Below are 14,789 nucleotides of genomic sequence, written 5' to 3' on the forward strand. Positions count from 1 at the left end.
ACCTCTATTTCCGAATAGGCAGGTATACCGAAAACTCGGTATGGCCAGGCCAACTGGTAAATTCAATTTTGCCGGAGTGCTGATCGATAAGACTGCGGGCGATAGAAAGGCCAAGACCGGTACCGCCTTCGCGGCCGCTGACCATGGGGTAAAACAGCGTATCCTGCAGATGGGGTGGGATACCGGGACCATTATCTTCCACGTCGATACGCGCCGCCAGACGGTAACGTACGCCGTGGAGCGTGAGCTGAAAGGCGGTACGGGTGCGCAGGATGATTTCGCCGCCTTCGGGCCCCAGGGCCTGCAGCGCGTTTCGCACGATATTCAGCAACACTTGCTCGATTTGTTCCGGGTCGTGGGCCAACTCTGGCAGGCTCGGGTCGTAATCGCGGATCAGTTTGACGTTATCCGGCAATTCCATGGAGACCAGCGCCACCACGCGCTCCGCGACTTTATGAATGCTTTCCGTGATATGCATACCGGGATGCTGCGGCCCCAGCAGGCGATCGACCAGGTTACGTAACCTGTCGGCCTGTTCAATAATCACCTGGGTATATTCCATCAGCGCGGGATCCGGTAGCGCTTTACTCAATAGCTGCGCCGCACCGCGCAGGCCACCGAGCGGGTTTTTAATTTCATGTGCCAGACCGCGCACTAAATCGCGCGCCGCCACCTGCTGAGCATGCTGCAGCTGTTCCTGGCTCAAACGACGCTGATTATCCATCGGCGACATCTCAAGCAGGATATAGCCTTCAGGCAGGCGCTGAGCGGTGAGGGAGAGAATGTGCGAGCGGCCGTCAATCACCAGCGTCACTTCATTATCCGTGAAGCCCTGACCCGCCTGCAGGCTTTCCTGCATCAGGCCAATGTTTAACGAAAAGTAGCTCAGCAATTCTGGCAGCGGCGTACCGAATAATTTACGCGAACTTTGCGCCAGTAACTGCTGGGCAGCCGGGTTAGCGTAATGCACCGCGAGGTCGTCATCGACTAATAAGATACTGTGGATCAGCGAGTTGAGGATCTGCCCAGCATCGGGCTGTGTGCCTGTTGCCATCTGACAGTCTCCTGAAATGGTTGCACTATTTTAGTGCAGTATAGCTTTTTATTGGTAAAAAGCGCGAGAGATCAGCGTGTTGCTGGAGAAAAAAGCCCATCCTGAGATGGGCTGAAAGTTTCCACGGCAACAAAACATCCCTGGTATCCCGTGCCACAACACGGGAACACCATGGATTTACAGCAAAATCAGACGCTGTAGTACAGTTCGAACTCAACCGGGTGCGGAGTCATACGTACGCGGTCGTTTTCTTCAATGCGCAGGGCGATGTAAGCATCGATAGCTTCGTCAGTGAAGACGCCGCCTGCGGTCAGGAACTCGCGGTCTGCGTCCAGAGCCTGCAGGGCTTCTTCCAGAGAACCTGCAACCTGCGGGATTTCTTTCGCTTCTTCCGGCGGCAGATCGTACAGGTTTTTGTCCATCGCATCGCCAGGATGGATTTTGTTTTTAATACCGTCCAGGCCGGCCATCAGCAGCGCGGCGAAGCACAGGTACGGGTTGGCAGCCGGGTCCGGGAAGCGCACTTCGATACGACGCGCTTTCGGCGAGGCAACCACCGGAATACGGATGGAAGCAGAGCGGTTACGGGCGGAGTAAGCCAGCATAACCGGCGCTTCGTAACCCGGGACCAGACGCTTGTAGGAGTTAGTGGTCGGGTTCGCCAGGGCGTTGATCGCTTTAGCGTGCTTGATAACGCCGCCGATGTAGTGCAGCGCTTGCTCAGACAGGCCCGCGTATTTGTCGCCGGAGAACAGGTTTACGCCGTTCTTGGACAGGGACATGTGGCAGTGCATGCCGGAACCGTTATCGCCAAACATTGGTTTTGGCATGAAGGTCGCGGTTTTACCGAAACGGTGAGCGACGTTGTGTACAACATATTTGTAGATCTGAATTTCGTCCGCTTTTTTGGTCATGGTGTTGAAGCGGGTAGCGATTTCGTTCTGACCGGCAGTTGCCACTTCGTGGTGGTGAGCTTCAACAACCAGGCCCATCTCTTCCATGATCATACACATGGTAGAACGGATATCCTGAGAGGAGTCTACCGGCGGAACCGGGAAGTAACCGCCTTTCACGCCCGGACGGTGGCCTTTGTTGCCGCCTTCGTATTTGGTAGAAGAGTTCCATGCGCCTTCGATATCGTCAATGGCCACGTGGGAACCAGAGATGGATGCGCCAAAGCGGATGTCGTCGAACAGGAAGAATTCTGGTTCCGGCCCGAACAGCACGGTGTCGGCGATGCCGGTGGCGCGCAGGTACTCTTCAGCGCGCTTGGCGATAGAGCGCGGGTCGCGGTCGTAGCCCTGCAGGGTGCCTGGTTCCAGGATATCGCAGCGGATGATCAGCGTCGGTTCTTCATAGAACGGGTCGATCAGCGCCGTGGTGGCATCCGGCATCAGGACCATGTCGGATTCGTTAATACCTTTCCAACCGCCAATCGAGGAGCCATCAAACATTTTGCCTTCTTCAAAGAATTCGGCATTTACCTGATGGGAAGGAATCGTGACGTGCTGTTCTTTACCTTTGGTATCGGTGAAGCGCAGATCGACAAACTTCACTTCGTGCTCGTTCAGCATCGTCAAAACGTGTTCAGCGGACATACTTAAACTCTCCCGGATTGGTCATTGTCGTCGTGGTAACGAACTTCTTACTGCTTAAAAGTGGCGTTGTTGCCTTAAAAAATATAAAGCGAAATCTGTGCCAACTTTTAAAAGTACGGTAAAACGCTGTATCATGCGCACCATAGTGCAAAAGGACTGCACCATGATGGAGATAATGCACCAAAATAGTGCTTCAATGTGAACGTTGAGCACCATTTTGGTGCAATTTTTATTACGGTGCCCTTTTATCGCTCCGTGAAAGCGGTCACAAACAAACTCTGCAATACTTGTTTGCGGAGGATCTTTGTGATCCTGTTCAGTCCTTCGCTTAATACGTGTACAATAACGCGCTATTTCTAATGCCTGAGGCAAAGTTGTGATCGAAAATCTGCGTAATATCGCCATCATCGCGCACGTCGACCATGGTAAAACTACCCTGGTTGATAAGCTGCTACAGCAATCCGGTACGTTCGACGCACGTACTGAAGCACAAGAACGTGTGATGGACTCCAACGATTTGGAGAAAGAGCGTGGGATTACCATCCTCGCTAAAAACACTGCAATCAAATGGAATGATTACCGTATCAACATCGTTGATACCCCAGGGCACGCCGACTTCGGAGGTGAAGTTGAGCGTGTTATGTCCATGGTTGACTCTGTGCTGCTGGTGGTTGATGCCTTTGACGGCCCGATGCCGCAGACGCGCTTTGTTACCAAAAAAGCGTTTGCTCACGGTCTGAAGCCGATCGTGGTCATCAACAAAGTTGACCGTCCGGGCGCGCGTCCGGATTGGGTTGTCGACCAGGTATTCGACCTGTTCGTTAACCTCGACGCGACCGACGAACAGCTGGACTTCCCGATCGTTTACGCTTCCGCGCTGAACGGTATCGCGGGTCTGGACCACGAAGACATGGCTGAAGACATGACCCCGCTGTACCAGGCGATTGTTGACCGTGTACCGGCGCCGGACGTTGACCTTGACGGTCCGCTGCAGATGCAAATCTCCCAGCTCGACTACAACAACTACGTTGGCGTAATCGGCATTGGTCGCATCAAGCGCGGTAAAGTGAAGCCGAACCAGCAGATCACTATCATCGATAGCGAAGGGAAAACCCGCAACGGTAAAGTCGGTAAAGTACTGACTCACCTTGGTCTCGAGCGTATCGAGAGCGATGTAGCCGAAGCTGGCGACATCATCGCGATCACCGGTCTGGGCGAGCTGAACATCTCCGACACCATCTGCGACCCGCAGAACGTCGAAGCGCTGCCGGCACTGTCTGTTGATGAGCCGACCGTATCTATGTTCTTCAACGTCAACACCTCTCCGTTCTGCGGTAAAGAAGGTAAGTTCGTTACCTCTCGCCAGATCCTGGACCGTCTGAACAAAGAGCTGGTGCACAACGTTGCGCTGCGCGTTGAAGAAACCGAAGACGCCGATGCGTTCCGCGTTTCTGGCCGTGGCGAACTGCACCTGTCTGTTCTGATTGAAAACATGCGTCGTGAAGGTTTCGAGATGGCGGTTTCCCGTCCGAAAGTTATCTTCCGCGAAATCGATGGCCGTAAACAAGAGCCGTTCGAAAACGTAACGCTGGACGTCGAAGAGCAGCACCAGGGGTCTGTCATGCAGGCGCTGGGCGAGCGTAAAGGCGACCTGAAAAACATGAATCCAGACGGTAAAGGCCGCGTACGTCTCGACTACGTGATCCCAAGCCGTGGTCTGATCGGCTTCCGTTCAGAGTTCATGACCATGACTTCCGGTACCGGTCTGCTGTACTCCACCTTCAGCCACTACGACGACGTTCGTCCGGGCGAAGTGGGCCAGCGTAACAACGGCGTACTGATCTCTAACGGTCAGGGTAAAGCGGTTGCGTTCGCACTGTTCGGCCTGCAGGATCGCGGTAAGCTGTTCCTCGGCCACGGTGCTGAAGTTTACGAAGGTCAGATTATCGGTATTCACAGCCGTTCTAATGACCTGACGGTAAACTGCCTGACCGGTAAGAAACTGACCAACATGCGTGCGTCCGGTACTGACGAAGCAACGGTTCTGGTTCCGCCGGTTAAGATGACCCTGGAGCAGGCTCTGGAGTTCATCGATGACGACGAACTGGTAGAAGTTACTCCGACGTCTATCCGTATCCGTAAACGTCACCTGACCGAGAACGATCGTAAACGCGCTATGCGCGGTGCGAAAGAAGAGTAATTTACCCTTCTTGCTACCCTTCAAACCTCGCCTCTCCGGCGGGGTTTTTTTATGCCTGCTCCTCATACTTATCTTCTGGCGGCGCCAGTGTGGCTCCGGTAGAGAGCTTGGTCACAATTATTCTTAAAGCTTGCGACAGCAATTGCTTTCTTTTTTTGCACAAGAGTAAGATGAGTCATCTGGTTTAAACCAAATGGATTAAACAATGACGAATAACCCATCCACTGTGGAAAATGCGAAAGAGAAACTGGACCTGTGGTTAAAGCAGGGGCTGACGGTATCGGGTGGAAAACTGCCGTCCGAGCGCGAGCTTGGCGAGTTGCTCGGTATCAAGCGCATGACGTTGCGCCAGGCGCTGCTCGGTCTGGAGGCGGAATCAAGAATATTTCGTAAAGACCGTAAAGGTTGGTTTGTTGCCCAGCCGCGTTTTAACTATAGCCCGGAGCTCTCGGCCAGCTTTCAGCGGGCAGCGATTGAACAGGGTAGAGAACCTTCGTGGGGTTTTATCGAAAAGGTACGGACGACGGAGTATCCCGACGTCGCAGAAGCTCTCTTTGCTACCTGTCCTGCGCAAGATTTATATCTGATAACCGGCTGGGGGGCCCTGGAAGGGCATAAAGTTTTTTATCATGAAACGTTTATCAACCCGAATGTTGCCCCGGATTTTATTACCAGACTCAAGAACCAGTCTTTTTCCACCGTTTGGGAGAATGACTATCATAAAACTGTAGTTATTAAAAAATTAGCCTTCAGGCCAGTAAGAATGCCCGGCGATGTAAGTAAATTCATTGGCGGCTCTGCCGGTATGCCCGCTATTCTGATAGAAAAACATCGTGCCGATAGTGCAGGTAATATCGTGCAAATAGATCTCGAATATTGGCGATTTGAGGCTGTGGATCTCTTTATTAACTTGTAGGTATTTTATGCTCACTAAAGATAACGCTGAGAAGATCCTTTCTCGCATTGATAATATTCCTCTTTATCTTCATGCTTATGCATATCACCTGAATATGCGGCTGGAGAGAATTTTACCAGTTGATTTACTGAAAATTGCGAATAGCCATCATTTAAAAGGTGTGAAAATTCATGTCCTCGATGGCGAGCGTTACTCTCTTAGCTGTATGGATAATATGCAATTGGCCGCTTTTGGCGAGCAGGCAAAAGCGTTACGGCTGGATATCCATATAGAAACCAGCGCCTCCGATAAAGAGACCATCGATCAAGCCGTCGCTATCGCATTAAAGACCGGGGCAACCTCCGTTCGTTTTTATCCTCGTTACGAAGGGCCTTTACAGGATGTTTTAGCAAGTATTTCGGCTGATATTCAATATATTAAAGAGACGTATAGTCACTCTGGACTCGCTTTTACCATTGAACAACATGAAGATTTAAAAAGTATTGAGTTAGTCAATCTGGTTAAACAAAGCGAGATGCCGTCGCTATCACTGCTTTTTGATTTTGCCAATATGATCAATGCCAACGAACAGCCGCTGGAAGCGTTAGCGGTCATGTCGCCCTATGTCACTCAGGTTCACATTAAAGATGCCTGTATCATTGCGGAAAATGGCGGACTGGGGCACCGGGCCTGTAATTCGGGTCACGGCGATATGCCATTTAAAGCGCTGCTGACTGAGTTAATTTGTCTGGGCCAGGAGCAACCACAGGTGATGGCCTACGGTCTGGAAGAAGAGGTTGATTATTACGCGCCGCCTTTCCGTTTTGCAACCGAAGGCGATAACCCGTGGATCCCGTGGAGACAACTGAGCGAAACGCCTCTGCCTGATACAACGCAACTTGAAGCCCGGCTGGATAAAGAAAAACAGGATGCGATCGCCCAGTTAAATTTTGTCAGGGACACCTTACACGACATAAAAAATGATGCTCTGAAAGTGCTTTCGCGTTAATTTTTAATTAAATTTGGTATTGATGGCCGCTATTTTAATTTAATAGCGAAATATTCCATGTCCTTAAATAAAATGATGTTAAGTCATCAGGGGATCTTATGCTCACAAGAAAGAAATGGGCTATATTTAGCCTGTTAACGCTTTGTGGTGGTACCATTTATAAACTGCCTTCATTAAAAGATGCGTTTTATATACCGATGCAGGATTACTTTCATTTGACCAATGGTCAGATTGGTAATGCCATGTCGGTAAACTCAGTGGTGACAACCATTGGTTTTTTCTTGTCAATTTACTTTGCTGATAAACTTCCGCGTCGCTACACCATGTCATTTTCACTGATAGCGACGGGATTGTTAGGTATCTATCTGACAACGATGCCTGGCTATTGGGGCATTCTATTTGTTTGGGCATTATTTGGCGTCACCTGCGACATGATGAACTGGCCGGTACTATTAAAATCGGTGAGTCGGTTAGGAAATAGCGAACAACAGGGACGCTTATTTGGCTTCTTCGAAACGGGACGCGGTATTGTTGACACCGTCATCGCATTCTCAGCCTTGGCTATTTTCACCTGGTTTGGCAGTGGTTTGCTGGGTTTTAAAGCCGGCATTTGGTTCTACGCCATTATTGTCATTGTTGTAGGCATCTTGCTGTTTTTCATGCTTAAGCAGAAGGATGAGTCGACGCCCGCCGCTGATGAAGGCGCCACCAGGCAACAAACCAGCATCTCTTCGGTGCTGAAAGACAAAACAATCTGGCTGATTGCCTTCAATGTGTTTTTTGTCTACGCCGTGTACTGTGGACTCACCTTCTTTATCCCGTTCCTGAAGAACATCTACATGCTGCCGGTAGCCCTGGTTGGCGCATACGGCATTATTAACCAGTACTGTTTAAAAATGATCGGTGGTCCAATTGGCGGTTTAATTGCCGATAAGATCCTCAGATCGCCAAGTAAATATCTGTTTTATACCTTCTGTATCAGTACGTTGGCTTTAGTCGCGTTAATTCTGTTACCGCACGAAAGTATGCCGGTCTATCTGGGTATGGTGTGTACTCTCGGGTTCGGCGCCATTGTTTTTACGCAACGAGCCGTGTTTTTTGCCCCGATTGGGGAAGCGAAAATCGCTGAAAACCAGACGGGCGCGGCGATGGCGCTGGGGAGCTTCATTGGCTATGCGCCAGCTATGTTTTGCTATAGCCTGTACGGCTACATTCTCGATCTTAATCCGGGTCTGGTGGGGTACAAGATAGTCTTTGGCATCATGGCCTGCTTCGCTTGCGCCGGCGCGTTCGTTTCGGTGATGTTGGTTAAACGCATCAACCGCAGAAAGAATATGTTGGAAACCGCATTGGTCTGATTTTAAGCGTTCAGCCATTTCACCAAAGCCGCAGATATGCGGCTTTGGTCGTTTTTGCGTCTGAGATGTCTTGAGCCGTTTCCCGTTTGTTCATAGTCAAACCTCTTCTTTCCCGCTACAGTTAATCTTCAACGGCGCGGAAGGAGACAAAAATGCTCTATATCTTTGATTTAGGTAATGTGATTGTCGACATTGACTTCAACCGGGTGCTCGGAACGTGGAGCGATTTGACCCGCATCCCGCTGGCGACGCTAAAGCAAGACTTTGTTATGGGCGATGCCTTCCACCAGCATGAACGCGGGGAGATCAGCGATGAAGAGTTTGCCGCTGCAATGTGTCATGAAATGAACATGCCGCTGAGCTATGAACAGTTTGCCCACGGTTGGCAGGCCGTTTTTGTCGCCTTGCGTCCAGAAGTCACCGACATTATGCAAAAACTTCGCGACCAGGGGCACCGCGTGGTCGTACTCTCGAACACCAACCGTTTACATACCACTTTCTGGCCAAGCGAATATCCACAAGTACGTGCTGCCGCAGATCATGTGTATCTTTCGCAAGAGATGGGGATGCGCAAACCCGAAACGCGTATCTACCAAAGCGTGCTGCAGGCGGAAGGATTTTCGCCGCAAGATGCGGTCTTTTTCGACGATAACGCCGATAATATAGCTGGGGCTAACCAGTTGGGGATCACCAGTATTCTGGTCACGGATAAGGAGACCATCCCCAACTACTTTGCGAAACAGCTATGCTAAAAAGCGTTCATCAAAAAACCAAATACCATACCAGGCCGCTGGTGGCCTGGCTTAAGCTGCTGTGGCGGCGAATTGAAGAAGACAACATGACGACGTTGGCGGGGAATCTGGCCTACGTGTCTTTACTTGCGCTGGTACCGCTGATCGCCGTGGTTTTTGCCCTGTTTGCCGCCTTTCCGATGTTCTCCGACGTCAGCGTGCAGATCCGCCATTTTATCTTTGCCAACTTCATTCCGGCGACCGGCGATGTCATTCAGGGATATATCGAACAGTTTGTGGCGAACTCCAGCAGGATGACGGCCGTCGGCGCCTTTGGGTTAATTGTCACCTCATTACTGCTGATGTATTCGATTGATAGCGCGCTGAACACCATCTGGCGCAGCAGTCGGACGCGGCCAAAAATCTATTCATTTGCGGTCTATTGGATGATCCTGACTCTCGGGCCGCTGTTGGCCGGCGCCAGTCTGGCAATCAGTTCCTATCTTCTCTCACTACGCTGGGCCAGCGATCTCAATAGCGTCATTGATGATGTACTCCGTATATTCCCGCTAATCTTATCGTGGGCGGCGTTCTGGATGCTTTATAGCATTGTGCCCACCACCCAGGTACGCAATCGCGATGCGGTAATCGGCTCGCTGGTGGCGGCACTGCTTTTTGAAGCCGGTAAAAAGGCTTTTGCTTTATATATCACCATGTTTCCGTCATACCAGCTGATTTATGGCGTGATTGCGGTAGTACCCATTTTGTTTGTCTGGGTTTACTGGACCTGGTGTATCGTCTTGCTTGGCGCTGAAATAACTGTCACTCTCGGTGAATACCGCAAACTCAAAAAAGAAGAAACAGAACAACCATGATTGCATTAATTCAACGCGTATCCCGTGCAAGCGTTACCGTGGAGGGTGAAGTGACGGGTGAAATCGGTCCGGGACTGCTGGTGCTGCTGGGCGTCGAGAAAGACGATGACGAACAGAAGGCCAATCGTCTGTGTGAACGAGTGCTCGGCTATCGCATTTTCAGCGATGCCGAAGGCAAAATGAATCTTAATGTCCAGCAGGCGGGCGGCAGCGTGCTGGTAGTTTCGCAGTTTACGCTAGCGGCCGATACCGAGCGCGGCATGCGCCCGAGTTTTTCCAAAGGCGCGGCGCCGGACAGAGCGGAAGCGCTGTATGAATACTTTGTTGAGCGCTGCCGCCAACAAGAAATGAATACTCAGACCGGGAGATTCGCTGCGGATATGCAGGTCTCGCTGGTAAACGATGGTCCCGTGACCTTTTGGTTGCAGGTATGAGTCAGCTTCCGGGCAGGCTGCGGGTAACAAAAGAGAGTACAGCTATGTATCACCTTCGTGTACCGCAAACAGAAGAAGAGTTAGAAAGCTATTATCAGTTCCGCTGGGAGATGTTGCGTAAGCCGCTGCATCAGCCTAAAGGGTCGGAACGCGACGCCTGGGATGCCATGGCGCATCACCAGATGGTCGTCGATGAAGAGGGCAATCTGGTTGCCGTCGGCCGGCTGTATATTAATGCGGAGAATGAAGCCTCGATCCGTTTTATGGCCGTTCATCCTTCCGTTCAGGATAAAGGTTTAGGCACCCTTATGGCGATGACCCTTGAGTCAGTCGCCCGTCAGGAAGGGGTGAAGCGGGTGACCTGTAGCGCCCGTGAAGATGCGATGGAGTTTTTCTCTAAACTGGGCTTTGTGAACCAGGGTGAAATCACCACGCCGACAACCACGCCGATTCGCCACTTCTTGATGATTAAACCCATTGCTTCACTGGACGACATCCTGCACCGCGGCGACTGGTGCGGCCAACTGCAGCAGGCCTGGTATCAGCACATTCCGCTGAGCGAAAAGATGGGGGTGCGCATTCAGCAGTATACCGGGCAAAAATTTATCACCACCATGCCCGAAGCGGGAAACCAGAATCCGCATCATACGTTATTTGCCGGCAGCCTGTTTTCGCTCGCTACCTTAACCGGCTGGGGGCTAATCTGGTTAATGCTGCGCGAGCGGCACCTTGGCGGCACGATTATCCTTGCCGATGCGCATATCCGTTACAGCAAGCCGATCAGCGGGAGGCCGAATGCCGTGGCCGATTTGGGCTCGCTAAGCGGCGATCTCGATCGCCTGGCGCGCGGGCGTAAGGCTCGCGTGCAGCTTCAGGTCGAACTGTTCGGTAACGATAAGCTGGGCGCCGTTTTTGAGGGAACCTATATCGTACTGCCCGCGAAGCCGTTTGGTTCTTATGAAGAGGGCGGGAACGAGGAAGAGTAACCCGCCTCTGGCATTATTATTGGCCTGGCGTTTGCGTACGCCAGGCGATATCGCGCATCGCCTGCTTTGCCGCGAGGCTTATCCCACCTAACTGAAAGAAACCGTGAATGACGCCCAGATAGCGCTGGCAGGAGCTTTCTATCCCTTGTGCTATTAACCGCCGGTACAGCGCTTCTCCCTCATCGCGCAAAGGATCAAATTCGGCCGTCAGGATATGAACCGGCGGCAGCCCGTTAAAATCTTCGCGCCACAGCGGACTGGCTTCCGGATGGGTAGCGGGTGTGGCCGCTAAATACATTTCGTAGCCGCTAAGCAGCGTATCCCGGGTAATGATGTAATCCTCGCCGTTGCTGGCGTAGCTTGCCATGCTGGCGGTAGCGTCGAGCATAGGGTAAATCAGGATAAGCTGCGCAGGTTGCCATACTCCCGCCGCTTTCAGGCGTAGCGCTGTGACCAGGGCGAGGTGGCCGCCGGCGCTGTCGCCGGCCAGCGTGATGCGCGCGGCGTCAACGCCAAGCCGCTGCGCATACCGATAGATAATGTTGGCGCCTCGTTCCGCATCATCGTGCGCCGCCGGAAAAGTGTACTCCGGCGCCAGACGGTACTGCACGGCGATCACCCGGCACCCACTGAACCAGGCAAGCTGGCGCAATTGGTTGTCATGGGTGGCAAAGTCGCCGCTCACAAAACAGCCGCCGTGGTAATACACAATGGTGGGTAGCAAGCCGTTGCTTTTTGGCGGCGAGACGACGCGAAAGGTTATGCCATCGAGCGTGATGTCTTCAACCTGCACACGCGTCTCCGTTTCCCCTGCGAGAACGGCGCTGGCGAGATAGCCGTTTCTCCGGTCATCAATACTCTGTTCTCGCGATGGTGGCCGCCCCGCAGCAATAAACTCCTCAACCAGCGAAGCAATACCTTTTTCCAACGTCATGGCAAGTCCCTTTTACTGGATTAATATCCAGTGTTATAGCCTGGTTTTTGCGAAAAAGATATACCGAATGGAGCTGCGATCGCATTGTGGAAAGCGGCTCGCAAAAGAGTATTTCTCAGCAAAGATCTGCTTCTTCTGTTGAACAATATCTGGAGAAGCAGGATCGGGATAAGGAGAGCATTTCCGGCGTGGTCACGCCGTATGAATGATAACGAGCGACCTGAGTCGCCCGTTATAGGTGCGCAGAACTTACTCCCCTTCGCCGGGGAACATGAACGGGTTAATTGAGCTTCTGGCGAAGCCTTCCTGTTCCATGCGAGCATCGAGTACCAGCGAGGCTAAATCGTCGGCAACGGCTTCGACTTTCGGGTCTTTCTCCTGATACATAATCTTCAGGTAGCTCCCGCAGTCGCCGCAGCTTTCGGCTTTCACCGCCGCCTGCTCGTTGTCCAGCGACCAGTAGTGCAGGTCGCGGCTCTGTTCGCAGTTGCTGCATTTTACGCGTACCACATGCCATTCGGTTTCACACAAGTTGCAGTGCAGATAGCGCAGCCCCTGAGTGGTGCCGATTTGCACGATGCTGGAGACCGGCATCGAGCCGCAAACCGGGCAGAACTGGCGATGCTCGCCGTATTCGGCGCGCGCTTTCCCCGGGATCAGGCTGGCCATTTGCGCCCAGTACAGCGACAGCGCGGCCCAGATAAACGGCGCTTTGTCGCTGCTGACCGAGGCGAAATCGGAAGCAAATAGCGCGCTGGCCATCTCTTCCAGTTCCGGCCCGGAGGCTTTTTCCAGGTTCTCGATAACCGACAGCGCCGGGCCGCTCATCTCAGGTTTCAGCTCGGCGATCAGTGAATGCAGCAGCTTGTGCCAGTGTTTATCACGCGGTAATACGTGAATATCCAGCGGCGGCTTGCCCTGATCGTTGGCCTCTTTAATGCGGGCAGTCAGATCCATCTGCAACGGATGGTCGTACAGCACCACTTCCTGCGCATGAGCGATCAGCGCGGCAAAGCGCAGGTAATCGCCCAGCGGGTTGTTGGCGGCCAGCTCGCGCAGGCGCTCTGCGCGGCGGTTATAAAGATTCTTCAGTCTGGGGAACAGTAGCGGCGGAATTGCTTCCGCCGTGCGTTTCTCGCTCGAACCCAGCTCGTCTTGCGGGATTATGCGAATACTCATGCAGTCTATTTTTCCTGTTTCTGGCGGACTTCACGGTACCAGCGCGGGTGATGTTTCTTCGCCCACGTTTTGGTAACCCAGCCTTCCACCATCGCGGTAATGGTGCCTTTCACCCAAAGGGCGGCGTAGATATGCACCATGATAACCACAATTAACGCGACTGCGGCAAAAGAATGCAGCATCAGCGCGAATCGGATCACCGGGATTGAGAATGCAGGCGCAAAGTACGGACGCCAGATGATCACGCCGCTTACCAGCAGCAGCACCAGGAAAATAATCGCCGCCCAGAATACGCATTTCTGGCCGAAGTTATAACGCCCGGTATCGCCTACTTCCTCGTTGACGACGATCTTACGAATATTCTTCGCCCAAAAGATATCATCCCGATTGATTAGGTTGTGATGCCAGTAACGGAAAAACATGATGATAAACGACGCGAACATCACCACCCCGACGAACGGGTGGAGAATACGCGCCAGCTGCGGCGTACCGAGAATATGCATCAGCCAGTTAAACGACGGGAAGAAAAAGCCTAACCCGCTTACCGCCGCCAGAATAAAGCAGAAGGCGGTTATCCAGTGGTTGATGCGTTCCGGCGCCGTGTAGCGCACGATGGTGTCACGTTTTCTCATTTGCGCACCTCGTCTTTCTCTTCATGCAGGTTGTCTTCTTCTTCATCTGCGCGGTTCGGACCGACGCCGACGTAGTGGAAGATACTGGCTGCGAAGGTCGCAGCAAAGCCGACCGCCGCCAGCGGTTTCCAGATACCTTTCCAGAATTTCACCGTTTGGCTGATTTCCGGATTCTCTGGCAGACCGTGGTAGAGATTCGGTTTATCGGCATGGTGCAGCACGTACATCACGTGGGTGCCGCCAACGCCAGCCGGATCGTACAGACCCGCCTTGTCATAACCGCGGGTTTTCAGCTCTGCGACGCGCTCGCCGGCCAGCGTTTTCATATCCTCTTTCGAACCAAAGTGGATAGCGCCGGTCGGGCAGGTTTTCACGCAGGCCGGCTCCTGGCCGACAGTCACGCGGTCTACGCACAGCGTACATTTGTAGACGCGGTTGTCTTCCGGGTTCAGGCGCGGTACATCGAACGGGCAACCTGCGATGCAGTAGCCGCAGCCGATACACTGCTCAGACTGGAAGTCGACGATGCCGTTAGCGTACTGAATGATCGCGCCTTCTGACGGACAGGCCTTCAGGCAGCCCGGGTCAGCGCAGTGCATGCAGCCATCTTTACGAATAAGCCATTCCAGCTTGTCGTTTTGTTCCACTTCCGAGAAGCGCATGACCGTCCATGACTTGGCGGTCAGGTCCGCCGGGTTGTCATACACCCCAACGTTGTTACCCACTTCGTCACGGAGATCGTTCCATTCGGAACAGGCCACCTGGCAGGCTTTACAGCCGATACAGGTGGTAACGTCGATAAGCTTCGCCACTTCCTGCTGGTGGTCCCGCGCCTGAGGCGCGGGAGTGAAACCGTTAGTCGCGGAACGACGAATAATATCTTGCGATTGATAAGCCATAAGTC

General features: G+C 52.7%; 14 protein-coding genes. 8 read left to right on the plus strand and 6 right to left on the minus strand.

Features of this window, described 5'->3' with window-relative positions; genetic code table 11:
• Nucleotides 1-4: 4 nt before the first annotated feature.
• Nucleotides 5-1,054, minus strand: coding sequence for a nitrogen regulation protein NR(II) (gene glnL, locus EAE_RS07440; RefSeq protein WP_015368972.1), 1,050 nt, complete (start codon nucleotides 1,052-1,054; stop codon nucleotides 5-7).
• Between the two features lie 188 nt (nucleotides 1,055-1,242).
• Nucleotides 1,243-2,652, minus strand: coding sequence for a glutamate--ammonia ligase (gene glnA, locus EAE_RS07445; RefSeq protein ID WP_015368971.1), 1,410 nt, complete (start codon nucleotides 2,650-2,652; stop codon nucleotides 1,243-1,245).
• Between the two features lie 376 nt (nucleotides 2,653-3,028).
• Here glnA and typA point away from each other — a divergent pair, with 376 nt between their 5' ends.
• The 8 genes from typA to fabY all read left to right on the plus strand — a co-directional run bounded on the left by typA (nucleotide 3,029) and on the right by fabY (nucleotide 11,140).
• The gene (gene typA, locus EAE_RS07450) at nucleotides 3,029-4,852 is read left to right on the plus strand and encodes a ribosome-dependent GTPase TypA (protein ID WP_015368970.1); all 1,824 of its coding nucleotides are present in this window, start codon (nucleotides 3,029-3,031) and stop codon (nucleotides 4,850-4,852) included.
• 205 nt (nucleotides 4,853-5,057) lie between these two features.
• On the plus strand, nucleotides 5,058-5,768 hold the full coding sequence (locus tag EAE_RS07455) for a GntR family transcriptional regulator (RefSeq protein WP_015703931.1): 711 nt from the start codon (nucleotides 5,058-5,060) through the stop codon (nucleotides 5,766-5,768).
• 7 nt (nucleotides 5,769-5,775) lie between these two features.
• Nucleotides 5,776-6,756 (plus strand): sugar phosphate isomerase/epimerase family protein, encoded by a 981-nt coding sequence (locus tag EAE_RS07460; RefSeq protein ID WP_015703932.1) that lies wholly within the window; start codon nucleotides 5,776-5,778, stop codon nucleotides 6,754-6,756.
• Between the two features lie 98 nt (nucleotides 6,757-6,854).
• Nucleotides 6,855-8,114, plus strand: a complete 1,260-nt coding sequence (locus tag EAE_RS07465) for an MFS transporter (protein ID WP_015703933.1) — start codon at nucleotides 6,855-6,857, stop codon at nucleotides 8,112-8,114.
• 152 nt (nucleotides 8,115-8,266) lie between these two features.
• Entirely contained in the window at nucleotides 8,267-8,866 is a 600-nt protein-coding gene (yihX, locus tag EAE_RS07470; protein ID WP_015368969.1) for a glucose-1-phosphatase, read from the plus strand.
• Nucleotides 8,860-9,720, plus strand: a complete 861-nt coding sequence (locus tag EAE_RS07475) for a virulence factor BrkB family protein (protein WP_015368968.1) — start codon at nucleotides 8,860-8,862, stop codon at nucleotides 9,718-9,720. The genes yihX and EAE_RS07475 overlap by 7 nt, the downstream gene beginning before the upstream one ends.
• On the plus strand, nucleotides 9,717-10,154 hold the full coding sequence (gene dtd / locus EAE_RS07480; protein WP_015368967.1) for a D-aminoacyl-tRNA deacylase: 438 nt from the start codon (nucleotides 9,717-9,719) through the stop codon (nucleotides 10,152-10,154). The genes EAE_RS07475 and dtd overlap by 4 nt, the downstream gene beginning before the upstream one ends.
• Nucleotides 10,155-10,198: 44 nt before the next feature.
• Entirely contained in the window at nucleotides 10,199-11,140 is a 942-nt protein-coding gene (gene fabY / locus EAE_RS07485) for a fatty acid biosynthesis protein FabY (protein ID WP_015368966.1), read from the plus strand.
• A gap of 16 nt (nucleotides 11,141-11,156) precedes the next feature.
• On the opposite strand, the gene EAE_RS07490 is transcribed toward fabY, so the two are convergent.
• The 4 genes from EAE_RS07490 to fdxH form a co-directional block, all read right to left on the minus strand.
• Nucleotides 11,157-12,074, minus strand: coding sequence for an alpha/beta hydrolase (locus EAE_RS07490; RefSeq protein ID WP_015703935.1), 918 nt, complete (start codon nucleotides 12,072-12,074; stop codon nucleotides 11,157-11,159).
• A gap of 249 nt (nucleotides 12,075-12,323) precedes the next feature.
• Nucleotides 12,324-13,253: a formate dehydrogenase accessory protein FdhE gene (gene fdhE / locus EAE_RS07495; protein WP_015368963.1), complete on the minus strand. Its 930-nt coding sequence runs from the start codon at nucleotides 13,251-13,253 to the stop codon at nucleotides 12,324-12,326.
• A gap of 5 nt (nucleotides 13,254-13,258) precedes the next feature.
• A complete protein-coding gene (gene fdoI / locus EAE_RS07500) occupies nucleotides 13,259-13,885 on the minus strand; it encodes a formate dehydrogenase cytochrome b556 subunit (protein ID WP_015368962.1) in 627 nt (208 codons plus the stop codon).
• A complete protein-coding gene (gene fdxH, locus EAE_RS07505) occupies nucleotides 13,882-14,784 on the minus strand; it encodes a formate dehydrogenase subunit beta (RefSeq protein WP_015368961.1) in 903 nt (300 codons plus the stop codon). Before fdxH ends, fdoI begins: the two co-directional genes overlap by 4 nt.
• Nucleotides 14,785-14,789 lie beyond the last annotated feature (5 nt).

It is taken from the genome of Klebsiella aerogenes KCTC 2190 (assembly GCF_000215745.1).
In the GTDB taxonomy this organism is placed as follows: Bacteria; Pseudomonadota; Gammaproteobacteria; order Enterobacterales; family Enterobacteriaceae; genus Klebsiella; species Klebsiella aerogenes.

Coding starts and splice junctions, on each gene's coding strand:
- EAE_RS07455 (WP_015703931.1), top strand. CDS start 5,058: ATGACGAATAACCCATCCACTGTGGAAAATGCGAAAGAGAAACTGGAC.
- glnL (WP_015368972.1), bottom strand. CDS start 1,054: ATGGCAACAGGCACACAGCCCGATGCTGGGCAGATCCTCAACTCGCTG.
- glnA (WP_015368971.1), bottom strand. CDS start 2,652: ATGTCCGCTGAACACGTTTTGACGATGCTGAACGAGCACGAAGTGAAG.
- EAE_RS07460 (WP_015703932.1), top strand. CDS start 5,776: ATGCTCACTAAAGATAACGCTGAGAAGATCCTTTCTCGCATTGATAAT.
- fdhE (WP_015368963.1), bottom strand. CDS start 13,253: ATGAGTATTCGCATAATCCCGCAAGACGAGCTGGGTTCGAGCGAGAAA.
- fdxH (WP_015368961.1), bottom strand. CDS start 14,784: ATGGCTTATCAATCGCAAGATATTATTCGTCGTTCCGCGACTAACGGT.
- dtd (WP_015368967.1), top strand. CDS start 9,717: ATGATTGCATTAATTCAACGCGTATCCCGTGCAAGCGTTACCGTGGAG.
- fabY (WP_015368966.1), top strand. CDS start 10,199: ATGTATCACCTTCGTGTACCGCAAACAGAAGAAGAGTTAGAAAGCTAT.
- EAE_RS07475 (WP_015368968.1), top strand. CDS start 8,860: ATGCTAAAAAGCGTTCATCAAAAAACCAAATACCATACCAGGCCGCTG.
- EAE_RS07465 (WP_015703933.1), top strand. CDS start 6,855: ATGCTCACAAGAAAGAAATGGGCTATATTTAGCCTGTTAACGCTTTGT.
- yihX (WP_015368969.1), top strand. CDS start 8,267: ATGCTCTATATCTTTGATTTAGGTAATGTGATTGTCGACATTGACTTC.
- EAE_RS07490 (WP_015703935.1), bottom strand. CDS start 12,074: ATGACGTTGGAAAAAGGTATTGCTTCGCTGGTTGAGGAGTTTATTGCT.
- fdoI (WP_015368962.1), bottom strand. CDS start 13,885: ATGAGAAAACGTGACACCATCGTGCGCTACACGGCGCCGGAACGCATC.